General features: G+C 31.7%; 22 protein-coding genes and 1 tRNA gene. 6 read left to right on the top strand and 17 right to left on the bottom strand.

The genetic code is table 11. From position 1 onward, the window contains the following. From VW161_RS04660 to VW161_RS04640, 5 genes are all read right to left on the bottom strand, one after another. Positions 1-961 (bottom strand): ATP-binding protein (locus tag VW161_RS04660; RefSeq protein ID WP_325192750.1); only part of this gene is annotated, 961 nt, incomplete at its 3' end. Positions 962-1,068: 107 nt separating this feature from the next. Beyond that, positions 1,069-2,148, bottom strand: a complete 1,080-nt coding sequence (gene carA / locus VW161_RS04655) for a glutamine-hydrolyzing carbamoyl-phosphate synthase small subunit (RefSeq protein WP_304086206.1) — start codon at positions 2,146-2,148, stop codon at positions 1,069-1,071. A 473-nt stretch (positions 2,149-2,621) separates the two neighbouring features. Then, positions 2,622-3,227 (bottom strand): hypothetical protein, encoded by a 606-nt coding sequence (locus tag VW161_RS04650; RefSeq protein WP_304086209.1) that lies wholly within the window; start codon positions 3,225-3,227, stop codon positions 2,622-2,624. A 34-nt stretch (positions 3,228-3,261) separates the two neighbouring features. After that, on the bottom strand, positions 3,262-3,666 hold the full coding sequence (locus VW161_RS04645) for a hypothetical protein (protein WP_304086211.1): 405 nt from the start codon (positions 3,664-3,666) through the stop codon (positions 3,262-3,264). Positions 3,667-3,703: 37 nt separating this feature from the next. After that, positions 3,704-3,937 (bottom strand): hypothetical protein, encoded by a 234-nt coding sequence (locus VW161_RS04640; protein ID WP_304086213.1) that lies wholly within the window; start codon positions 3,935-3,937, stop codon positions 3,704-3,706. A 174-nt stretch (positions 3,938-4,111) separates the two neighbouring features. On the opposite strand from VW161_RS04640, the gene VW161_RS04635 reads away from it, so the two are divergent. The 4 genes from VW161_RS04635 (at position 4,112) to VW161_RS04620 (ending at position 7,185) form a co-directional block, all read left to right on the top strand. Continuing rightward, positions 4,112-4,342 (top strand): zinc-ribbon domain-containing protein, encoded by a 231-nt coding sequence (locus VW161_RS04635; protein ID WP_304086215.1) that lies wholly within the window; start codon positions 4,112-4,114, stop codon positions 4,340-4,342. Between the two features lie 132 nt (positions 4,343-4,474). Beyond that, positions 4,475-4,822, top strand: coding sequence for a hypothetical protein (locus VW161_RS04630; protein ID WP_304086218.1), 348 nt, complete (start codon positions 4,475-4,477; stop codon positions 4,820-4,822). Between the two features lie 46 nt (positions 4,823-4,868). Continuing rightward, positions 4,869-6,176, top strand: coding sequence for an adhesin (locus VW161_RS04625; RefSeq protein ID WP_304086219.1), 1,308 nt, complete (start codon positions 4,869-4,871; stop codon positions 6,174-6,176). A 73-nt stretch (positions 6,177-6,249) separates the two neighbouring features. Continuing rightward, on the top strand, positions 6,250-7,185 hold the full coding sequence (locus VW161_RS04620) for a hypothetical protein (protein ID WP_304086222.1): 936 nt from the start codon (positions 6,250-6,252) through the stop codon (positions 7,183-7,185). Positions 7,186-7,282: 97 nt separating this feature from the next. On the opposite strand, the gene rimI is transcribed toward VW161_RS04620, so the two are convergent. Beyond that, positions 7,283-7,729, bottom strand: a complete 447-nt coding sequence (rimI, locus tag VW161_RS04615) for a ribosomal protein S18-alanine N-acetyltransferase (RefSeq protein ID WP_304086225.1) — start codon at positions 7,727-7,729, stop codon at positions 7,283-7,285. A gap of 215 nt (positions 7,730-7,944) precedes the next feature. Between rimI and VW161_RS04610 the strand changes: the two genes are divergently transcribed. Beyond that, positions 7,945-8,355 carry a UPF0146 family protein gene (locus VW161_RS04610; RefSeq protein WP_304086227.1) on the top strand — a complete coding sequence of 137 codons (411 nt, stop codon included), beginning with the start codon at positions 7,945-7,947 and terminating at the stop codon, positions 8,353-8,355. Between the two features lie 170 nt (positions 8,356-8,525). Further along, a complete protein-coding gene (locus VW161_RS04605) occupies positions 8,526-11,204 on the top strand; it encodes a cation-translocating P-type ATPase (protein ID WP_304086261.1) in 2,679 nt (892 codons plus the stop codon). Between the two features lie 132 nt (positions 11,205-11,336). Here the strand turns inward: VW161_RS04605 and VW161_RS04600 are convergent, their stop codons facing one another. The 11 genes from VW161_RS04600 to VW161_RS04550 form a co-directional block, all read right to left on the bottom strand. After that, positions 11,337-11,462: a hypothetical protein gene (locus VW161_RS04600; protein ID WP_304093281.1), complete on the bottom strand. Its 126-nt coding sequence runs from the start codon at positions 11,460-11,462 to the stop codon at positions 11,337-11,339. 566 nt (positions 11,463-12,028) lie between these two features. Further along, a tRNA-Ser gene (locus VW161_RS04595) sits at positions 12,029-12,112 on the bottom strand. A gap of 120 nt (positions 12,113-12,232) precedes the next feature. Further along, positions 12,233-12,538 carry a 30S ribosomal protein S10 gene (gene rpsJ / locus VW161_RS04590; RefSeq protein WP_292776411.1) on the bottom strand — a complete coding sequence of 102 codons (306 nt, stop codon included), beginning with the start codon at positions 12,536-12,538 and terminating at the stop codon, positions 12,233-12,235. Between the two features lie 224 nt (positions 12,539-12,762). After that, on the bottom strand, positions 12,763-14,004 hold the full coding sequence (gene tuf, locus VW161_RS04585; protein ID WP_304086233.1) for a translation elongation factor EF-1 subunit alpha: 1,242 nt from the start codon (positions 14,002-14,004) through the stop codon (positions 12,763-12,765). Positions 14,005-14,460: 456 nt separating this feature from the next. Beyond that, the gene (locus VW161_RS04580) at positions 14,461-16,656 is read right to left on the bottom strand and encodes an elongation factor EF-2 (protein ID WP_304086235.1); all 2,196 of its coding nucleotides are present in this window, start codon (positions 16,654-16,656) and stop codon (positions 14,461-14,463) included. 224 nt (positions 16,657-16,880) lie between these two features. Next, positions 16,881-17,441 carry a 30S ribosomal protein S7 gene (locus VW161_RS04575; protein WP_295605545.1) on the bottom strand — a complete coding sequence of 187 codons (561 nt, stop codon included), beginning with the start codon at positions 17,439-17,441 and terminating at the stop codon, positions 16,881-16,883. Positions 17,442-17,455: 14 nt separating this feature from the next. After that, positions 17,456-17,881 carry a 30S ribosomal protein S12 gene (locus VW161_RS04570; RefSeq protein ID WP_067147408.1) on the bottom strand — a complete coding sequence of 142 codons (426 nt, stop codon included), beginning with the start codon at positions 17,879-17,881 and terminating at the stop codon, positions 17,456-17,458. A gap of 727 nt (positions 17,882-18,608) precedes the next feature. After that, positions 18,609-19,040 (bottom strand): NusA-like transcription termination signal-binding factor, encoded by a 432-nt coding sequence (locus VW161_RS04565; protein WP_304093283.1) that lies wholly within the window; start codon positions 19,038-19,040, stop codon positions 18,609-18,611. Between the two features lie 5 nt (positions 19,041-19,045). Next, the gene (locus VW161_RS04560; RefSeq protein ID WP_296856561.1) at positions 19,046-19,345 is read right to left on the bottom strand and encodes a 50S ribosomal protein L30e; all 300 of its coding nucleotides are present in this window, start codon (positions 19,343-19,345) and stop codon (positions 19,046-19,048) included. 426 nt (positions 19,346-19,771) lie between these two features. Continuing rightward, a complete protein-coding gene (rpoA2, locus tag VW161_RS04555) occupies positions 19,772-21,085 on the bottom strand; it encodes a DNA-directed RNA polymerase subunit A'' (protein ID WP_304093285.1) in 1,314 nt (437 codons plus the stop codon). 373 nt (positions 21,086-21,458) lie between these two features. Further along, a complete protein-coding gene (locus VW161_RS04550; RefSeq protein ID WP_304086247.1) occupies positions 21,459-24,218 on the bottom strand; it encodes a DNA-directed RNA polymerase subunit A' in 2,760 nt (919 codons plus the stop codon). Positions 24,219-24,235 lie beyond the last annotated feature (17 nt).

Raw genomic sequence — 24,235 nt, 5'->3', positions numbered from 1 at the left:
AAGAGATTTTTGCAATAGGATAACCTGTTGCCTTAGATGCAAGTGCACTACTTCTACTTACACGAGGGTTTACTTCAATGATCTTATATTCATTGGTTTCAGGATTTAAAGCAAATTGGATGTTACATCCACCGTTAATTCCCAAGTTTCTAATGATCTTGATGGAAGCATCCCTTAAATTTTGACATACTTCATCATTAAGGTTTTGAATAGGAGCAACTACAATACTGTCTCCTGTATGGATACCCATTGGGTCCACATTTTCCATGTTACATACAATGATACAGGTATCGTTCTTATCTCTCATTACCTCAAATTCGATTTCTTTCCATCCGAGAACAGATTCATCGATTAAAACTTGGTTAATGTAACTCATGTCAAGACCATGAGTGGTAACTTCAATAAGCTCTTCCTTATTATGAGCCACTCCACCACCAGTACCACCTAAGGTGAATGCGGGACGTACAATTACAGGATAACCAATTTCCTCAACAGCCTCTAAAGCCTCTTCAACAGATTCAACAGCATGACATTTAGGAATAGGTTCATCCAACCTATCCATAAAGTTAGCGAACAAGTCTCTGTCTTCCACATCTGCAATTGTTTGAACATCAGAACCAATAACCTTAATGCCTTCCAAAAGACCTAATTCTCCAAGTTCAGTTGCAATGTTTAAACCGGTTTGCCCTCCCATAGTAGGCAAAATAGCATCAATATTCTCTTTTTCAATAATCTGAGCAACAAGTTCTGGAGTCAACGGTTCGGTATAAACGGTATCTGCCATATCCATATCGGTTTGGATGGTAGCAGGATTACTGTTTACAAGAACAGTTTCCAATCCCTCTTCTCTAAGTGATTTACAAGCTTGAGAACCAGAGTAGTCAAACTCCGCAGCCTGACCAATCTGAATAGGTCCAGAACCAATTATAAGCACTTTTTTAATATCCTCATCAACAGGCATATTATCCTCTCTCAATCCACATTAAAGTAATAATTTTATAATTTTTAAAATTTTAATAATTCAATAATCAATTAATATAATCAATTAAATACAATGAAATTCTAATCCTAATACTCCTTAATCATATTTCCAAATTCTTCAAACAAGACTTTTGTATCATTTGGACCTGGGCCAGATTCTGGGTGGTATTGGATAGTCCTTAAAGGCAATTCCTTATGCGAGAATCCTTCTGGAGTACCATCATTTAAGTTGATTTGGGTTAATTCCAAATCAGTTCCCTTCAATGAATCTGGAGTTATAGCGAATCCATGATTTTGAGAAGTAATGAAAACTTTTCCAGTTTGCAAGTCTTTTACTGGTTGATTTGCTCCCCTGTGACCAAATTTCATTTTATAGGTAGTAGCGCCAAATGTCTTTGCAATTACATGCTGACCCATACAAATACCAAATACAGGGAACTTGTTAATTAATTTTTCCACATTTGCAATTGTGTCAGTTAATCTTTCTGGGTTTCCAGGACCTGGAGATACCATAAGTCCATTTACACCATAATCCAAAATGGTTTGATAATCAGTATCGTAAGGGAATAAAGCAACACCAATATCATTTTCCAAGAAACAGTTAATAATGTTCTTTTTAACACCACAATCAAGAATAGCTACAGTTTTATCAAAGTCACCAAAAGTCTTTATTTCAGGAGTTGACACTAAAGGAACCAAGTCTAAATCAATGATGCTTTTATGCTCTTGAGCACGAGCTACAAGCTCATCATCATCAATCTCTTCAGTAGCGAGTGCTGCTTTAAGAGAACCTTTTTCACGAATCTTCAAAGTTAAGTCTCTTGTGTCGATATCTTCAATTCCAGGTACCTTGAACTCTTTCAAGAAGTCATCTAAAGTCTTCTTAGTACCAAAATTGGATAATTTCTTACAAGCTTCTCTCACTACAAAACCTTCAACCTGTACCTTATCGGATTGATACCATTCTTCACTGACTCCGTAGTTACCTTCCAAAGGATAAGTTGACATCAATATCTGTCCTTTGAATGACGGATCAGTAAGCGCTTCGGTATAACCAGACATACCGGTTGAGAAAGCAAGCTCACCTACAGTTACTGTTTCATAACCAAAGGCTTCACCTTTTAGAACAGTTCCATCTTCTAAAGCTAATTTTGCTTCATTTCCCATATTTTCACCATTTTATTCATTGTATTTAATCTAAAATAATCATCAAATTAAATAGCAATCTAAAGTATTTTCCATAAAAAATGATACTTTTTGCTAAATTAATTTACCTTAATTATTTATGTAATTTATTTAATTTAAACTATTCTATAAATCAGATTTTTATAAAAAAATATTATGAAAAATCCATAGAATTTTATTAAATTTTTACTAAACATTACATTATAATATAATATCTATTATACAAAATATTTTAAGTTATCTATTGAAAAAATAAATTTTAGAAAAATAGGTTAAAAACAGTTAAATTGTTAATAAAAAATAAGTGATTATTAATAAAAATTGAACAAGAATTAATGAAAAAATAAAAAATAAAAAACAAAAATTTGAGTTAAGCCTTGAGTAAATTCTAAATTAAGTTTTGATAAATTTTGAGTTAAACTTTGAATAAATTTTGAATTAAACTTTATTAGAAATCAGCGTTCCTCACTAGAACATCTATCAAATTTCACTTGCTTTGAAATCTCTCTTTTTCTTTTTTCTGAAATCTCAGCATTCATTTGATTCATGAAATCATCAAATTTCTGTGAATCATTGGAATCATTACCTTTTCCATCCAAATAATCCTCTTCATTGGATTTGAGAAAATCTGATTTGTTTAGATTGGACTTGATCATGGAATACCTTACAACCAATTCATCATAAAACCATCTGACTGCAAATCCATCAGAACTGCTTAATGAGACTAAATGTTTAGTATAGCCATTTTTAGAATAAACGATAACTATGGAGGAATATAATGAAGACAAGTCAGACTTATTAAGTTTCAAATCAATGATTTCACTATAAAAAATCTTTAGAGATCCCATGGATTTTCGTTGGAGCAATGATTTCTTTTTCAGTAAAATATAATTTTCCTCCAGTGCAGTCTCAGAGATGATGTTTGAACTCATGCAAGATCTTGAAAAAGCTTGAAAGTCCAAATCATTACCATCATCTTTAGAGCTTAATCTCTTTTGTGAAAAAGAAAAATTAAGAAGATATCTAAAATCTGGGGAGTAATTAGAATTGTTTTGTTCCATAATATCACTAAGAATTAAAATTACAAATTTGTCATTAAATTGAAGTATTAATTTTTCCCTCTAAAAAGTACAATAAAATTAAGTAAATCACCATTGATCCGAAATAGCAGATAACATCAATAAAGTCAAATATTGCTCCTGCTTTGATAAACAGTGCCACATATTCCCATACGAATGAAGCTAAGACAGTCACGATGATTATTAGCCAGACATTAGTCAATTTATAAGGATAAACAAGATTTAAAAAGCTTAATAACACAACAATAGCTAGAAAATCATTGAAATAAAACATGAAAAACCAATTGATATCATGCAAAAAATGATTGTTCAATAAGTAAAGGGACAAACCTGCAATCAGGATAATGAGATTATATATTCTAAATCTTTTATTATTCTTCTCAAATGAGAATCTTTTAAGTAAAATCTCTAAATCAAACATTCAAATCAATTAGTTAGGAAAGCAAATAGTTTTTTAATTAATCGAAAGTCATGATAAAAATAGCTACCAATAAAACAATAACCATTATAATAATCAATAAAGAAGTGTTACTAAATGAGATGGACTTATAAAACCCATTGACGCTTCCTTGATTATCATATCCATCATATTCCCTTTGATTATAATCCCTTTTATAATCCTCATTATCTGTTTCTATTATCTGCTTATCCTTTACTTCATAATCATCAATTTCAATAATGTCATCAGCCATACTATCACATGCCTTGTTTCTGATTAAAAATTTATAAATACTTTTATAAATAATTGTTTAAATAATTGTCTTAATAAATTATAGATATCTATAAAAATAATTAAAATAATAATTAAAAAATAATAATTAAATTATGATTTAATTTATATGTTTTAAAAATCTGAAGGTGAAAATATGAACCAATTCTGTCCGAAATGCGGAACAAAACTTTTTGACCCTAATGCTAAATTCTGTAGCCAATGTGGAGCTAATTTAACTGAAAAAAAGGAAATAGATCCTAAGAACCTGCCAGAAGAAAGAATCGATTTAAGGGAAGGCATGACAAATAGAAACACTGGAATGTGGAAATCAACCAAATGGGGAAGACGAAAGAAAAAACCAGTTAATTGGGACATGGAAAAATAATGAATTCATACATTAAATAAATAATGAATTTATACATTGGATAAAATTAAAAAAGATAATTAAAAAAGATAATTAAAAAAGATAATTAAAAAAGATAATTATAATATTGGTAATAATATTGGAGATTACAAAATGAAAACAAAAGATGAAATTGGAGAAAAGATTGAATTATTGAATGATAAGATTGCAGGGTTAAGAGCAGAGAAAGATGAACTCTCAAATGAGCTTAAAGTAATCCTTGCAGGATCAGAATTGCAATCCATTATGTTAACAAGCACTTTAGTCAATTCTGAAGCTCAAAATCGTGACCTTCTTGAAAGGTTCGAGAGAAGGGCTGAAGAATTAAACAAAAAGTATGAAGAAGCATCCGTTGAAGAAAATATAGAAATGAAAAATCAAGTCCATGCTATGATTTGGACAAATGACATTAGATTGGATACCATCAAATGGGTTCTTGAAGAAGACGATGACACAATTTAATTAAAAAATTTTTATTATAAGTTCATATTTCTTAAGAGATAATACTATGAAAAAGATTATTCCCTTATTGCTTTTATCATTAATCATTTTATGCCCGATAATTGCTGAAAGTGCAGATGCAACCAGTGTATTTCTAACTTCAGACAATTTGCATGAGCATGATGCCGATTTTGCAAGATTAAATGATATCAAAGAAAGAATTGAATCAAAAACCAATGGAGACATCGTTGTTGTGGTTGATGATTCAGCTTCAAATCCTGGAGAAGGGACAAGGGTAATGGCAGCCAGATGTGATGTGGCAGTTTCAATAGCTGGCGCTTGTGCAGGAAATTTAGTTGACCTTGCAGACTATTCCACTAAAGTCAGCAAAAAGATCATTTATGTAAATGCAGGTACACTTGACTTGAATACCATAAATTTCCTTAGAAGGTCTTATGATGACAATTGGTCACATTATACATTCGCATCAGTGCAAAGCCCTGGAAAGTTCTTGAATGATGCAGGAATAACCTTGATTCAACCTGCACAAGAATATCCTGATGATTGCTACAAAGGAATAATCGCATATGACAGCGATAATGTTAACGAATATATCGCAAATGAAATCATTAATTCAATTTATGCTGGAACAAACGAAAACAAGCAATTGGATACAGATTTAATAGTTTATCACAAGTTAGACCCTAAATACTTAGCAGAAGATTCCAAAAAAATTGTTGATGGCCATGGAAATGATATGCAGGAATCATACGGTTCCTACACCACTCAGCAATTACTGTATATGAGCGCTTCATACATTGGAGGATATGCTTTAGAAGTTCCTGGAGAATTTAGAGCACCTGACAACCCACAAAAATATTCAAGCTTTACAAAAGGGGAATATTCATTTAACGATTACTATAATATGGCAGATATTGTTGTAGACTATATGAATGAGCATGGAAAAGCACCAGATTCAATTAATTATGAAGGTGCAACCATCGGTTATTATGACTTGGTTTACAATTTTGCACTTCTTACAGAAGATGACACAAGTGCAAGCACTATGAATTTCCCATCTGAAATGGCATTCTACAAATATTACAGAGATTTACTATTTGAACTCTTGCCAATAGGAATGATAATCGTTGCAATAATTCTAATCCTATTGATAGTGAGGAGCATAATAAGAAGAATAAAAAGAAGGATAAGAAGAAGAAAGGAAAGAAAGTACAGGAAAAGAATGCAAAGAGAAAGATATGGCAGAAATCCTAGACAATTCCATAGGAATATAGATTCAAGATATTATTCAGATTACGATTATCCTTCCAATCAGCCAAAAAGATTGCATAGGCAAGAAAGAAGACGCAGATAAATTAAAATAGATAGAATTGGAAAAATTTAAAAAAAATTTAAAGATTAAAATTAATTATACAAGGAGTTTGAAAATGACAGAAGCTCAAAATGATGCAAAAAACGAGGAATATATTGATAGTTTAAAAGATGAAATAAGCTATTTAAGAGAGATTCTAGCCAGCAAACTCTTTGAAGAAGATAATTTGATAAATTTCACATGCAGAGAAATTGAAACAGATTATTCCTTAAAATTTGGAGTTTATAAATACAAGATTAAAGATTACAAGCTTAAAATCAAGAAAACAAAAAGAACTATAGAATTGATTAAGAAAATGGTTAATCAACAATCCACTAATCAATTCAACAAGGAATTAAGTGATTTAGAGGAAAATCAAATCAAGATCAATAAGACCAAAATCAATAAGCCAAAAATCAATATGAGTGAAATTGAAAGCCATATTGAAAATGAGTTTAAAGAGGAAGATTTGGAATTGCAGACAGAAACTGCAAAAGTGAATATCCTTATTGAAGAGCATAAAAACAATTTAAGCAAAAAACAGGATTTTAAGGAATTGCACACAATTTATAAGGATTGCATAAGAAAAATCCATCCTGATCTATTGCTTGAACCAACAGATTATGAGGAAAACTTGTTTTATAGTTCCAAAGAGGCCTATGAAGATAGGGATTTGGAAGAATTGAAGTCCACACAAAATCTAATAATCAGGCATGAAATTGAAAATGAACTAAAAACCCTAGAAGACTATGAAAAGCTTAGAAACAAGCTGGAAATCAATATCGAACTTGAAGATAAGGAAATTTCAGAAATAGTCAACTCCAAGCCATATACCCAACAGAAGTTCCTATTGGATACCAAAAAAGTGAATAACTATAGGGAAGGATTGGTTACTTCTTTATTGGAAGTTGAAAAGGAGTATATAAAAATCAATAAAGACTTAAGTGAACTTAAAAAAGAGAACAATCTTAGCTATAAATTAGATTTGACTAAAAATAATCCAAATAATTAATTTTTTTTAATTTATTAAATTAATTAATTGATTAATTTTATTAATTATTTTTTTTAAATTTTTTTAAATTTTTTTATTAATTTATTTAAATTTTTAATTAATTGCTTATTTTATTGGTGCTGAATAACATAACATAAGCATCAGATCCATCCTCATAGTAATTAGGCACTTTCCTATCAATTTCAAAACCGAATTTTTGATAGAAACTGACAGCAGCTTCATTATGGGACTTCACTTCCAAAGTTACCCTATGGATATCAATATTCCTGAATATGCTTATTGCCATCATAAGCAATCGAGTTGCTATATGCTGTCTGCGGAATTTGCTATCAACTGCAAGAGCAATTATATGACCTAAACCTTCTTCTTTTACCCAAAAAATGATATACCCTACAATCTCACCATCTTCAACAGCAACAAGAAATCCTGCGCCGATTTCATATAATTGCTGAAGAATAGCCAATTCATAAGGTGTGGAAAAGGACTCTACTTCAATTTGATACACTCTGGCCAAATCAGAAGGGACAAATTCACGAATAAACATAAAAAACACTTTAAAAATCAAATAAATATTATTTTCTAATCATTTTTCTAATTGAAAATTTATATTAATATTATTTAATTTACTCCATTAAAAATATTTCTAAAAATTAAATTAAAAGCATGAAAGTGAGATAAAATAAAACAGAAATAGAACATATTAAATTATTAAAAGACAAATACATTATTAAGAAATAAAAAACTTAAAAAGGAATAAAAATGTGGAACGATTTAGAGGAATTCATTCTTAAATTAGCTATTGAAAATAGTGAAAAAACCGGCAAAAAAACAAAAATAGTTGAAATTGGAGCGGGAAAATTCCAAACAATATCTAAAAATTTAAGTGAAAATGAAAATATTGACATTATAATGACAGATATTGATCCTGCAAATGAAAACATTATAAAAGATGATGTTTTCAATCCAAACATGAGTATCTATAAGGATGCAGACATATTGTTTTCAATAAGACCCCCTGCAGAATTGCAGGAAGAGATTATGAAAATAAGGGATAATGTTGACGCTACATTAATCATAAAACCATTGTTCAATGAAGATTTGAACATGAAAACCAAAAAAATGAAGTTAAAAAATTATAATCGTGCTTCATTTTACATATATGAAAGATAAATAAGGGATTTTGAAAGTTAAAACCTTAAAGATTTAAATAACATAAATTAAAGATATAAATTTACACATTATATATCATATATAAATATAGTATAAAAAATCATGAAAATCTCAAAATGGAGATTTCAAAAAACTATTTTTAGCAAATTATGAACTTGGGGATTATATTGATAGAAGAAATATTAAAGCAGTACTCCACTCAAAAAGAAGGATTGAACAGCGCTGAAGCTAATGCTCGATTAGAAAAATACGGCTTAAACAAGCTTCAGGAAAAGAAAAAAGATAGTCCTTTGAAATTATTTTTATCCCAATTCTTGGATGTTTTAATATTCATGCTTATAATTGCAGCCATTGCAAGCTATATGATTGGAAATCATTTGGATGCAATTGTTATACTTATAGTTGTAATAATTAACTCAATAATCGGTTTTACCCAAGAATATCGTGCGGAAAATGCTATGGAAAAGCTTAAAAGTTTAGTCCATACAGATGCACACGTTAAAAGAGATGGGCACATCAAAAGAATCCCTAGTGAAAATCTTGTTTTAGGGGATATTGTAATTCTTGAAGAGGGAGATAAAGTTCCTGCAGATTTGATTTTAATTGAATCTTATGATTTGAGAGTGGATGAATCCTCCTTAACTGGAGAGTCTGATTTTGTTAAAAAAGATACCAATTATGAAAGAGTATCCGATTTCTCAAATAAGATTAAAGATATTAAAAAATATTCAAAAGAGGAAGATATCCAATCTAAACTTGTATCCATGAATTCAAATGTAATCTTTGGAAAAGGAACAGGTGTTGTAATAGCTACTGGAATGGAAACAACCATCGGAAGAATAGCTACCATGATTCAAGAAGATGCAGAGGAAACACCTTTAACAATTCAAGTGGGCAGATTAGGTAAAAAAATTGGAATACTCTCCATAATCGTTTGTATACTCGTATTCATCATAGACTTTTATCAAGCCATGGACATTCTTGAAAGCTTTATGACCGCAGTTTCTCTTGCTGTTGCAGCTATTCCTGAAGGTCTTCCTGCAGTCTTGACTTTGACTTTGGCATTAGGAATGCAAAAGATGGCAAAATCCAATGCAATCGTTAAAAAATTGTCATCTGTAGAAACATTAGGATCATGCACTTACATCTGTACAGATAAAACTGGAACTTTAACAGAAAACAAAATGACTGTTAGAACCCCTTTCTTAACCAGTCAAGAGAATGGTGTATTAATTGCAGGATTATGTAACGGAGTTAGATACGAAGATGATGAATTGATTGGAAACCCCACTGATTTGGCATCATACCACTTCGCACTTGACAATGATTTTGAAAAGCTCAAAGCGAATAGGAATTTTGAAAAAGAATTGGAAATACCTTTTGACAGCAATAGAAAAAGAATGACCTTCATTTACAGTGAAGCTGATGAGGATGACAATAAAGATTATTACGTTTTAACAAAAGGAGCTCCTGAACTGATTTTAGACTTATCTGATAAGATCGATTTCAATGGCCATATAAACAATTTTGACAGTTCAACCAAAAAGGAAATAATGCGTGAAATTGACAGAATGACAAAAAGGTCATTAAGGGTCATAGCTCTTGCTTACAAAAAGCTTGACAATGAGGGATATGAAAAGATTTCAGATTTGGACAATGAGGAAATAGAAAAAGGAGATTCCAAAATACATAAAACATATTCCGAGAATAAGCATCATGGAGAAACTTTTGAAAAAGATTTGATATTTGCTGGTCTTTTAGGAATTATGGACCCTCCAAGACCAGAAGCTATTGACGCTATAGCAGATTGTCAAAAGGCAGGAATCAACGTAGTGATGATTACCGGAGACCATAAGGACACTGCAACTGCAATAGCTATGGAATTAGGCATTCTCCCTAGAGACTATTATATTCATGAAAAAAATTATAATAATGTAATTCTTACTGGACAGGAATTGGAAGATTTAAGTGATGAGGAATACAATGAAATTGCAAAGGACATCAAAGTTTATGCAAGAGTGTATCCTGAACAGAAAAGAAGAATCATTGAAGTTCTCCAAAACCATGGTGAAATCGTATCAATGACTGGTGATGGCGTAAATGATGCACCAGCACTTAAAAAGGCTTCCATTGGAGTAGCTATGGGTAGCGGTACAGATGTCACAAAAGAATCTGCAGATATGATCATACAGGATGATAACTTTGCTACAATAGTCTCTTCAATTAGGGAAGGAAGAACAATCTTTGATAACATCAAAAGATTCTTAAAATTCCAATTATCCACAAATGTTGGAGCGATATTGACAATCACTATTGGGTCATTATTGCCAATACCAACGCCATTTACTCCAATTCAACTTTTATGGATCAATATAATAATGGATGGCCCTCCAGCGCAATCATTAGGTTTGGAAGGTTCCGAAAAAGACATAATGAGAAGACCTCCTGAAAAAGGAGAATTGATCAACAGAAAAACAATGATCAAGATCACAATTTCTGGAATGGTTATGGCAATCGGAACATTAGGACTATTCATTTATGAATTAAATAATGGAGTAGGGGATGTGAAGACCAAGGCAATTACAATTGCATTTACAGTATTCGTATTGTATCAATTGTTTAATGCATTGAATTACAGGTCCAGTTCAAAAACAAGAAATACCGTACTTTGGTTATCTCTTATTGGATCATTCATATTGCAAGTCCTTGTTATATATGTTCCATTCCTTCAAACAATTTTCAAGACCTGTGCAATTGGATTATTTGAGTGGGTCTTAATCATCATTGTTTCAGCAATAATCTTAGTGACAGATAAAATTGCCAATAGAATTGTAGATGGAAACATTTAAACCGGTACATTAACTATGGTGCATGAATCATTGTACATGAATTAGGATACATGAACTGGATGTGAAAAATTTAAAAAAATTATAAATAGTATATTAACAAAAATATTATTAAATAAAATTATAATTATTAAATTAATTATTGATTTTTTTTAGGAGGAATATTATGAATTTAATAGCAGACATTATTAACGGACTTTCATCAATGTCCATTGTTATGATCATAGGTTTCATTTTTGTTGTTGCATTAATGACAGTCATAGCAAAAAAAGCTTAAGATAGATTTTTTATTAATTTTTAAAATTAATTTTAAATCATCCAAATATTTACCACCATAAATACTTTTTTTAACCATCACAAAAAATTTTATTATCAAAAAAAAATCATCATCAAATCCCTATTTTTTAATAAATTATTAAATTTTACTAACTGCATATAGATTACTATTTTTCAAAAATTATAATTAAAAGATTATTTTAATTAAATTAAAACTATGTGTTATTAAATTAAAAGTTTTATAAAAAGTACCAATTTAATGAAAGTTATGGTTGATTAAACTATGGTGAATTTTTTAATCAAAAAATTTAATTGAAAAATTGAATTTTTAATGAAAATTTAAAAAAAATGAAGATAAAATTAGAAAAAATTCAAGAATAAATAATTTAATAATTTTAACAAAATGAAAAAATTAAAATTTTTAAAATATGGAAATTTAAAAAATTTATAATTTGAAAAAATTAGAATTTAAAAAAATTAAAATTTCAAAAAGAATAGAATTTCAAAAAAATATTAGAAATTAAAAATAATAAAAAAAGTAATAATAGAAACGCCGAGACTGGGATTTGAACCCAGGCGGCTATTACACCACGGGATTTCAAGTCCCGCGCCTTACCAGGCTAGACTATCTCGGCATATGAATATGTAAAATAATATAAATATGATTAATAGTAATCTAATTAGAAAATTTAATATAAATTAAAAATAAAAGTATGAAAATTAATTCTGAAAATAATTTCAGAACAAAAACTTAATTATTTAAGTTCAATTTCAATACTTACGTTATCAGGAACGCTTACTTTCATAATTTGTCTCATAGCTCTTTCATCAGCGCCAATTCCAATTAAACGTTTGTGGATACGAAGTTCCCATTTTTCCCAAGTAGCTTTTCCTTCTCCATCTGGAGATTTTCTAGTTGGTACAACTAATTTTTTAGTAGGTAATGGAATAGGGCCAGAAATATCTACACCAGTTCTTTCAGAAATTTTCTTTAACTGGTCACAGACATAATTAATTTTTTCAGGATCAGTACCTGTAAGTTTAATTCTAGCTTGATTCATTTTAATCCTCCTTAAACAGGTTAATAATCTAGTTTAAACCTAAAATATGATTAAACTAGATTACTAGATTAAAACATACTATAGATTTAAAATAAATATTATTTAAAACCTAAAAATAAAGATTTGATTTATTAGAAAAATTAAAAACTTTCTCTAATAAATTTTCAAAATTAAAACTAAAAAAATAAAAAATGAATAATTTAATTAAAAATTAATCATTAATCTTATTTTTTGTCAGTTACTTTAAGACATAAACCAGCTGCTACGGTTTGACCCATATCTCTGATAGCGAATCTTCCCATAGGAGGAATGCTTGCAGCTTCTTCCATAACCATAGGTTTAGTTGGTTTAATTTGTACAATAGCTGCGTCACCAGTTTTAATGAAGTCAGGTTTGGTTGCTTCAGGTTGACCGGTAGCAGGGTCGAGTTTAGAAGTTAAGTCTAAGAAAGTACATGCAGTTTGTGAGGTGTGACAGTGGAATACAGGGGTGTATCCTACGGTGATTACACCAGGGTGTTGTAATACTACAACTTGTGCAGTAAATTCTTTAGCTACGGTAGGAGCGTCAGTAGTGTGTCCAGCTACGTCTCCTCTTCTGATATCGTTTTTACCTACACCTCTTACGTTGAATCCGATGTTGTCACCAGGTTCAGCTTCAGGGAAAGTTTCGTGGTGCATTTCGATAGATTTTACTTCACCAGATACTCCAGCAGGTTCAAAGATAACGTTGTCTCCTTGTTTCATGATACCAGTTTCTACTCTTCCTACAGGTACAGTACCTACACCAGTAATAGAGTATACGTCTTGAATAGGAACTCTTAATGGTAAGTCTACAGGTTTTTCAGGTGGTACTAATTTGTCTAATTCATCCATTAAAGGACTACCTTTGTACCAGGACATGTTACCGGAGAGTTCTTTGATGTTGTCTCCTTCAAATGCAGACATAGGAATGAAAGGAGTGGTTGCTGGGTCTCTACCGATGGATCTGAGTAAGTCAGATACTTCAGCTTTTACTTCGTTGAATCTGTCTTCACTGTAATCTACCATATCCATTTTGTTTACAGCGATGATTAATTGTTTAATACCTAAAGTCATGGATAAGAACATGTGTTCTTTGGTTTGTGGCATTACACCGTCGTTAGCAGCTACTACTAATACAGCCGCGTCAGCTTGGGATGCACCAGTAATCATGTTTTTAACGAAGTCTCTGTGTCCAGGACAGTCTACTACAGTGTAGTCGTATTTGTTGGTGGAGAATTTTTGGTGAGCTAAGTCAATGGTTACTCCTCTTTCTCTTTCTTCACCTAATTTGTCCATAACAAATCTGAATTTATCTTCACCTTCATCTAATTGTTGTTCAGCGATTGCACCAGCTTTTAATAATAAGTGTCCTACTAAAGTGGATTTACCGTGGTCAACGTGTCCAATAAATGCTAAATTTAAATGTTCTTTTGCTTTTGCCATTATAAAAACCTCTTTTTATAAATTGTATATAAGTTAAGTATATAATTAAGTAAAATTATTTGTTAAGTTATTTATATTGTTGAATATTTTTGAAATACTTATAAATTAATAATCAATAAATGTTATCAAAGATATATCAACGGATTTATTCTATAACTTACATGTAAAAATTACATGGTAACAATTACATGCAATATAAAATAAATCACATGTAATATAAGAATACTCAACTATATGTATATTATTATATTTTTTATAATATATAAACTATATGATTATACCACTATTTTTTTAATAATTGAAAAAACTAAAAAAACAGCGAATTAAGTGAAACTTAATGAAATTTAATTAAAAAGATAATTAATTAAAATAAAAAATTTAAATTAGGAAAAATTCCTAATTTAATAAAAACAAATCAGATAATTTAAGATAAAGATTATCTTAATTGCTTTGGGCTTAACCTAAGTAGTGGTCAGGACCAAATGGTTGTGGGGATAATCCTTTTCTTTCTCTGATTTGTCTGATAATTTGACTTTGCAATTCTCTTGGTAATCTTTCGAAACCGGAGTTTTCAGTAGACCATAAACATCTACCTTGAGTTGCAGATCTGATTTCACCAGCGAAACCAAACATTTCAGCTACAGGTACTTTAGCTTCAACGTTTACCATGTCACCTTCAGTTGGCATATCTACAATTTGACCTCTTCTGTTTAAGATTTCTTTAGTAACAGATCCCATATAGTCAGTAGGAGTGTTAATGAAAACTTTTTGAACAGGTTCAAGTAAGGTAGGGTCAGCCATCATCATACCACCTTTAATAGCGTTACGGATAGCTGGTAAAATTTGAGCAGGTCCTCTGTGAACTGCGTCTTCGTGAAGTTTTGCATCTACAAGAGTGAATTTCATACCCATTGCAATTTCATTTGCAACTGGACCTTCTTCAAGTGCAGATTCGAAACCTTCAATTACAAGCTCTTTGATCTCATCTAAGTATTGAATTCCACGAGTCATGTTGATGAATAAGGATTTGTTGTAAACATCCCATACTCTTCTAGCTTCTTCTTTATCAAGACCATGTTCAATGAATTTTTGAGCTTCTTCCTTATCTTTGATTTTACCTTCTTTGATGTCACCATTTTGCAATGCTTGGAAGATTGAATCTTCTAAAGGTGCAACTTCAAGGTATAATCTGTTATGCTTGTTAGGAGATTTACCTTCTACAGGGTTAGCAGTTTTTCCTGCAACGGTTTCTCTGTATACAACAATAGGTTCGGAAGTGTTGATATCTACACCTTTGTTGTTGATTCTTACACCAATAACTTCTAAGTGAAGTTCTCCCATACCGGAAACTAAGTGTTCACCAGTTTCTTCGTTAATGTTAACATGAATGGTAGGGTCTTCTTTTGCAGTTTGTCTTAATACTTCAATAAGTTTTGGTAAGTCTTTAGTGTTTTTAGCTTCTACAGCTACAGTAACTACAGGTTCAGAGATGTGTTCAATTCCTTCGAATTCTACAATCCTGTTTTCAGGAGAACAAATGGTTTCCCCTGCAGTAGCTCCTTTTGCACCAGTGATGTAAACAATGTTACCAGCAGGAACCTTTTCAGTAGGAACTCTTTCAGGACCGAAGAAAACACCAACTTGTTGTACTCTGGATCTAGCTTGACCTCCTACCAAGAACACTTCACTACCTTGTTCTACAGTACCACCGTATACTCTACCGGTAGCTACTTCACCAGCGTGCTTATCTACAGATACGTTAGTAACCATTACCGCTAAAGGTCCATCAGGGCTGGTGTTAACCATGGTTTGACCAGCTTCACTTTCAATGTCTCCATCCCAAATGTTAGGACATCTGTATTTTTGGGAAACTTCAGGAGAAGGTAAGTGTTCTACTACCATACCTAATAATACATCAGCTAAAGGTACTTTTTTAGCTAATTCTTTTTGGTTTTCATCATTACAGTAATCAATGATGTCTTTAAAGTTGATTCCGGTTTCTTGCATCATTGGAATGTTAATAGCCCAGTTGTGGTATGCTGAACCGAATGCTACACTACCGTCATCCACTTTTACAAGCCATTCCTCTTTTTTATCTTTAGGAGCCATTTTGCTGATTAATTTGTTAGCTTCATTGATGATTCCAATGAATTTGTTTGCTAATTCTTCTGGTCCTAATTTTACTTCGTTGATTAATCTGTCAACTTTGTTAATGAATAATACTGGTTTAACTTTTTCTCTTAAAGCTTGTCTGAGTACAGTTTCAGTTTGAGGCATGATACCTTCTACTGCACATACAACTACTACTGCACCGTCTACAGCCCTCATTGCACGGGTTACGTCTCCACCGAAGTCAACGTGACCCGGAGTGTCAATTAAGTTAATTAAATATTCATCATCATGATATTCGTGTACCATAGATACGTTTGCTGCGTCAATGGTAATACCACGAGCTTGTTCTTGTTCGTCAAAATCTAAGAATCTTTGATCTCCAGCAAGATCTTCAGAAATCATTCCTGCACCTGCTAAGAGATTGTCGGATAAAGTAGTTTTACCGTGATCAATGTGTGCACAAATACCAATGTTTCTGATATTTGTAGGTTGATACATCAATTCTTTGATTTTTGCAATCATTTTGTCTCGTCTACTCAAAATCATCACCTATAAACATTAGTTTATTATTTTAGTCTATATCTAAGTCAATATTATGTCTTTTAAATAAAAAAATTAAAAAATTAAAGAATATAAAAATTAAACAGAATTCAAATTAGAATGCTTTCAAATTAGAATGCTTTTCTAAAAATTTAATTAAAAATTTAAAAAAGAAATTAAAAAGAAAATTCTGATTAATTCTATAATTATTAAAAACACTAAAATTAGTGTGCTGCTTTTGCAACTCTTTCTTTTTCTTCTTTTTTCTGTAAAGCGAAACTTCTGGTATCTTCTTCAGATGCAAAGATTAATTCGTTTGCTAAACATTCAGCTACAGATTTTCTGTTTTTGAATGCAGATTGTAAAGTTCCTCTAGTTAAGAATCCTAAAGAAAGGTCTACTCTTCTTTGTGGAGAAATGTCTACAGCTACTTGGTATCCAATACCACCATATTTAATACGGGTAGTTTCTTCACGTGGAGAAGTGTTTTCTACAGCAGTAACTAAAACTTGAACAGGGTTCTTTTTAGTTCTTTTGTGAATAATTTCTAAAGCTTCTTTTACAATATTGTAAGCTTTGTTCTTTTTACCAGAGTTTCTTTGGGTTCTCATGATTTTGTTCATTAATCTTTCTACAATAGAAACTTTGGATTTTGCGAATTGTCTTTTTACGTGTCTACCTAAAGTATGAGGAACGATAGTTTCATCTAAGCAGATGTATCTCTTTAAACCTAAATCTTGTACCTCTACTTCGTCAAGATCCCATTTATCAAATAATTTAGCCATGAAAATTACCTCAATTATCTTACTGGTTTATCAATTTTTCCGCTTACCATTTCGGATAAAGCAACATTGTTAACTTTACTTACTTTCCAACGAACTCCTGGAATGTCACCCATGGATCTTCCAGATGGTCCACCGATACCTTCAATCATAACTTCATCGTGCTCATCGATAAAACCGATTGCTCCGTCACCTGGTGCAAATGCAGTTAATTGTTTACCGTTTTTAATTAATTGAACACGAACACATTTACGAATAGCAGAGTTAGGTTGCTTTGCTTCAATTCCTACTTTTTCAATAACAATTCCTCTAGCCTGAGGTGCCCCTTCGAGAGGGTCTGCTTTTACATCTAAACGTAATGCTCTTCTTTTGTAATCTACGTCTTTCCATTTAAAATTTTGTCTATTCTTTTTAAGCTTTTTAGCAGCAAAAAGTCCTGGCATATTTATTCTTCCTCTTAAGTTTATAAGACAAGTGTCTTTTTTGAATAAATTACAAGATTAAAATAATTAATTCGATTTAGATAGAAGTCCACCGCTGCGATTTACTATTATACTCAAATCTATACTCAAACATCCAAACTAAGGTGATTAAGCTTAATTTAAACTCAAAATACTAAAATTATACGATAAAATAACCATATAATAGCAATCAAAACTCCTATACAAAATAGAATATAAGTATAGAATCTAATTAAATACATTAATTAAATGATTTTCTGTATTGATTTAATTAATGTTTGAATCATTGAAATTCGATTATTGAAATTCAATGATATGAAAATAATATAGGTAAACTATAATAAATAAAGAAAACTATAGCCAAAATGCACACATAGCTATTAGTTTTAGAAATAAAGAAATTATAGCTAATAAATTACATTAATTAACATTAAAAATTTAGATAAAATTTTTTACACACAAATGTTAATTTAACATAATGTTACCTATTATAATAATATATTATAATAACTTTACTAATAAATGTTTGGTTTTTTGATGTGTGATGGTGATGAAATTACAAAATAAAATTAGAAATAATTGAAAAAATTAAAAAAATGAAATATTAAAAAATGAAAAATTAAAAATAAAAAGTTAACATGACCTAAATTGTTAGATCATGTGTGATTAATCATAAACAATAATGCAAAACAAAAATATTAGAAAAGAATTATTTTAAAATAATATTATTTATTTCATGTTGTCTTTTTGCTAATAATTTTGCTCTTTCAATGTTAATACCGTTTTTACCAATAGCTATTCTTTTATTGGAAGAGTCTGTATTGACGATAGCTATTTTTTCATCGTTGTTTTTCTCAACGATTTTAATGGATTTCAATTCAGCAGGAGATAAAACGTTTTTAATGAATTGAGCAGGATCTTCATTGTGCTCAATGATTTCAACTCCTCTTCCAACTGCTTTTTTAACTTTGGTTACAGTGCTTCCGCCTTTACCAATAGCTAACCCCATATCACCGTTTTTAACAACGAAGGTAACTTTGGCATTATCATCATCGAGGATGCAATCTTTAACCATTGCACCAGTCATGCTCTCAAAGAGAGCTATAAAACGGATCTCATGTGCATTAAATTTAATAGACACAAAATCTACCCCATTTTTTCTAAGATAGTAGAATCTCCTGGATCGTTTATGATTAAAGTAGCAACAGTAAATGGTTTACCGCATACAGAACCTAAGTCTACACTTGTACCCTCATATACAATGAAAGGAATTTCAGAGAGATTTGCGTAATATTCTACATCTTCTAAAATTTCTTTAGGACTGTTAGCTGCAACAACTGCAAGTCTACCTTTACCTAATTTTAAAGATTGAATAGATTTTTCTGAGCCGAGTGTAACATCTCCGGTATCTACTGCAACTCTTATTCCTCTTTCTATATCCATCATCTGCCTCCTAAATTTTAATTTAAAAAAATCATCTATCTCAAGATAAGAAAAATTCATAAATAATCATATCTTACTCAAGATAAAATTTTCATAGAGTAATAAAATATGTGCTATTAAATAAATAAAATTAAATAACAAATATGAAATTAAACTATTACATTTAATTATAATACATCTATTATTTATAATTTATTGATATTTTAATAGAATATTTTACAATAAAATCATTCTTAAAATTATAATTTTGGATTAATTGTTTAAAATTAATTGTTGTTTAAATTAATTCTTTAAGAATAACTATGAATATGAAAATTATAGTAAATAAATAAAAATTAAGAAAATATTAAAAATATAAAAAATTTAATAAATTCTTAATAAATTTTCCGAATATTTATATTAAATAAATATCCGAAAATAATCTGAACTTTAATATGCATCTGGTTTCATTGTGACACGTACTGATCCAGTACCTAAAGGAATTGGCTGACCAATAATGATATTTTCAATAATACCAGTTAAATCATCCATTTCTCCTCTAATACTTGCGTGAAGTAAATGCTTACCAGTTTCTTCAAATGCTGCACGAGCAAGAACACTTGATTTTTCACCACTGATACCATGTCTTCCAATGGATTTTACAACTCCTTCAGAAGTCATCATATCAGCAACTAACATAATGTGTCTGATATCTACAGTCAAACCTTGGTCTGATAAGGTACGGTTTAACTCATAGACAATAGCGTTACGAGCAGCTTCAATACCTAATACAGTTTCAATTTCATGAATGTCGTTAGTGGTTGATCTAGCCTTATCAATACCCTCTTCGTTGAAGATAGCTTTAAGGTTAGAACCTTCAGTATGGATAATCCATTCATCATCACCTTTACGGATAATGACTTTACCAATGCTTTTGGTTCCACTAATTTGCAAGTCACGAACTTTATCAGCTAAAAGCCTAATTTCTCTGATAGTAGGATTTCTAGGTTTGAAAGTTAATTTATAATCATCTTCAATTTCAACTTTCTTGAATATTTTTTCAACTTGTGCAATGATGCTGTCATAATCTAATCTCCTATCTTGGATTTTTCTCTCATCGAGAGTGACTATGACTTGCATTCCACCATAATCCAAGTTGAAATCAGATAATATGTCATTAATGGTACTTTTACCAATCTTATTCGCTAACTTTCTTACGAATTCCTCATCATTCTTGTACTCTTCCTCGAAGTAAATGTCCATGGTAGGTGTGGAAATCTTTTTCCTTGCATCTACAATTTCAATTAACCTTGGAAGACCGAGAGTTACGTTTAACTCAGCTACCCCTGCGTAGTGGAAAGTACGCATGGTCATCTGAGTACCAGGTTCACCTACAGATTGAGCTGCAACAGTACCTACTGCTTCTCCAGCTTCAATATAAGATCTTTCGTAAGCTTCGTCTACTTTAAGAACTAACTCATTTAATTCATCATCAGTTAACTCTCTTTTAATGTAAACTCTCACTAAGTCTTTAATGTAACTTGGAGGGAACTTGATCTCATTTTTAATGATTACATCTAAAACTTTGGAAATAGCTTCAGGCACATAATCATATTCTTCAATGCTAAGTTCTTCTTCAAGAGTTTTGATTAAATAGATAGTTCCATCTTTTGGATATTCAATTTCATTGCCTGCAAGCTCATTTTCAACAAGGACTAATGTATTTAACTCATTGTAAGTTAATTTCTCTTTAATGAAAGTCATTGCAGATTCAATAATAGCAGTTTCAGAAACTTCTATTTCATTGTTTTCATATATCTCTTCTACAAGAACTATTTTAGTGATTAAGTCATTTAATTTATCATCTTCTAATTCACCATCACTGTAAAGTTGTGATAAGCTGATTACATAAATTTCGGATGAATTAACTTTATTCTTTTTAAAAGCCTTTTCAACAGTTTTGATGGAGTCAATTAAATCTTCTAATTCCTCAAGACTTAAATCTCCATCATCATAAGACTGTTGGAGATTTTTGATATATTCTTTAGAAAAACCAATTTTGCTCTTTTCAAATAATTCTTGAACATTAATTGCTTCAGATATCTCTTTAGTATCAGTCATAAAATTGCCCCCTCAATTAGTTATCCTTAATCCTCATTTCGTCAATAAGTTTATCTAAGTTTGCTACATGACCGAAGTCACTTTTTGCTGGGTCAATACCTTCTTCACCAAATACACTTTGAATGACTTGACCTTTGTTGTCAGTGACTAATCCGTCGGATCTTACATTTAAGTCTTCAAGTGCATTTACAAGTCTTCTTTGCATATAACCGGATTGTGCTGTACGGATAGCAGTATCTACTAAACCTTCTCTTCCACCCATAGCGTGGAAGAAGAATTCTACAGGGTCTAATCCTTCCTTATAACTGGAATGTACAAATCCTTTTGCTCTTGCCCCTAACTCATGTTTTCTGAAGTGAGGCAATGGTCTAGCTAAGTATCCTCTTGTAATACGTCCACCACGAACAGATTGCTGTCCTACACAAGCGGTAATCTGAGCGAGGTTCAACATGGATGCCCTTGCACCGGTACGAGCCATAACTACAGAGTGGTTTTCAACAGCCATCACGTAGTCATAGGAGTCATCTTGAGATTGTTTTCCCATAGTGAGGTAACCTTCTGCGATTTCCCCTGCTGTGTCCCTAGCTTCCCCAAGAACTTGCACAATACGCATTTCCAAGGTTTCTTCTGCACTTCTACCAGGTAAAGATTGGAGAAGTCCTTCTTCATAAGTTGCAATTAATTTGTCTACTTCTTGTTCAGCCTTATCTAAGTGAGCGCCAATAACCTCAATTGCCTCTTCAGGAATTTCCTCATCGTTAGTGCCAGTGGTAATACCTGTTTTCATGATACCGCAGATAGCAAGGTCAGTGGATCTGTCCAAGAATTCTTTTGCACGGGATGGTCCGTATTCCTTAACGATTGTATCCAAGATTTTACCGGAGAAGGAACCGTATGCTGCTTCGTCAATAGCACCATGGGTTAATTGGCCGTCTTTGATTACTACGAATGCATCATATTGGCAATCTTCCTTAAGACAAGTTTCACATTTTCTACAAATCTCTGCTTTATAGTTCATGTTAAGGTCATCTGGAAGCAATAAGCTGAATAACTCTTTACCAGTCCAATCACGGTTTTTACGTTTTAAATGCTTTTTATCAACATATTCATTGTTGAGAAGATGTGATTTTCTAATCATTTGGAAAGCATCATCTTCAGGAACAGTGAAACCATCACGAGTTAAAAGGTAAGCTCCACTAATGTGGTCGTGAATAGCACCGATAATTGGTCCACCAAACCTTGGAGATAAGATGTGTTCCTGTACTCTCATCAAGGATTTAGCTTCAGCACGGGATTCATCAGTTTGGAAAACGTGCATGTTCATTTCGTCTCCGTCAAAGTCCGCATTGTATGGAGGACATACACAAAGGTTTAATCTGAAAGTCTTGTAAGGCAATACTCTTACTTCGTGAGCCATCATACTCATTCTGTGAAGAGAAGGTTGACGGTTGAATAAAACAATATCTCCATCTTTTAGATGTCTCATTACAACATCACCATATTTAAGGTTCTCAACGACTAATTCCCTGTTGTCATCCAAGACTCTAACTTTCATTTCCTTACCCTTGATGGTCTTTTTGACATAGTTAGCTCCAGGGTGAACATTTGGACCATTTAAGATAGCTTCTTTTAATTCTTCAATGTTCCACTCGTTTACATAAGTGGGCACAGTTACCTCTTTTGCAATCATTTCAGGAACGCCAACTTCATTAATACTGATATTTGGATCAGGAGAGATTACAGTACGTGCTGAGAAGTTTACACGTTTACCGGAAAGGTTACTTCTGAATCTTCCTTCCTTACCTTTCAATCTTTGAGCTAAAGTCTTAAGAGGTCTTCCACTTCTGTGTCTTGCAGGAGGAACACCACTTGCTTCATTGTCAAAGTAAGTGGTTACGTGGTATTGGAGTAATTTCCAAAGGTCCTCTACAATAAGTTGTGGAGCACCAGCATCCATGTTTTCAATCAATCTTTGGTTGATTCTTAAAATATCCACTAACTTGTGAGTTAAGTCATCCTCAGATCTTTCACCAGTATCAAGAGTGATTGAAGGTCTTACGGTTACTGGAGGTACAGGGAGTACTGTGAGCACCATCCATTCAGGACGTGCAACTTCAGGATTTACACCTAAAACGTATGCATCTTCATCTGGAATGCGTTGAAGCTTTTCACGTACTTCAGATGCAGTTAAATCATAATCTTCAGTTCTAGGAGTTCCATCCTCTTCAGTTATGAGTTCTCCGTTTTCATCGTATTGTTTGCGAACTTCAATAATGTCAATAGGTTTGACAATCTTGATGTCTTCCTGTTCAGCACCACAATGAGGGCATACCTCTTTGGTTTTTTTATCTTTACAGATTTTATAAACATCTTTTACGAGTTCTTCTACGCTTTCACCTGCTTCTTGGAGTTCTTCCATCTTTTCAGTGAACTCTCCGATTTCATCATCATCCAAGAGCACACGTCCACATTCACTACAGGTGGAACGTAAGATTTTATGAATGTCATCACCGAAACCTACATGGATTACAGGTCTTGCAAGCTCAATCATACCGAAGTGACCTTGACATTCCCCACCTTTTTCACCACAGGTACGGCATTTTAAACTAGGATCAATAACACCTAAACGAGAATCCATTAATCCAGATTCAATTGGATAACCATCCTCATCGTAAGTGTCTGGTCTTTCTATCTTAACAACAGACATTTCCCTAATCTGTTCTGGTGACATTAATCCAAAATTAATTCTATCAATTTTTTTAATAATTCCTTTCAAAATATTGGCTCCTTAAA

Origin of the sequence: Methanobrevibacter ruminantium (genome assembly GCF_016294135.1) — an archaeon.
Lineage (GTDB): Archaea > Methanobacteriota > Methanobacteria > Methanobacteriales > Methanobacteriaceae > Methanobrevibacter > Methanobrevibacter ruminantium_A.
Note: the sequence above shows the minus strand (reverse complement) of the source record. Positions and strands in the feature narration are given on the sequence as shown.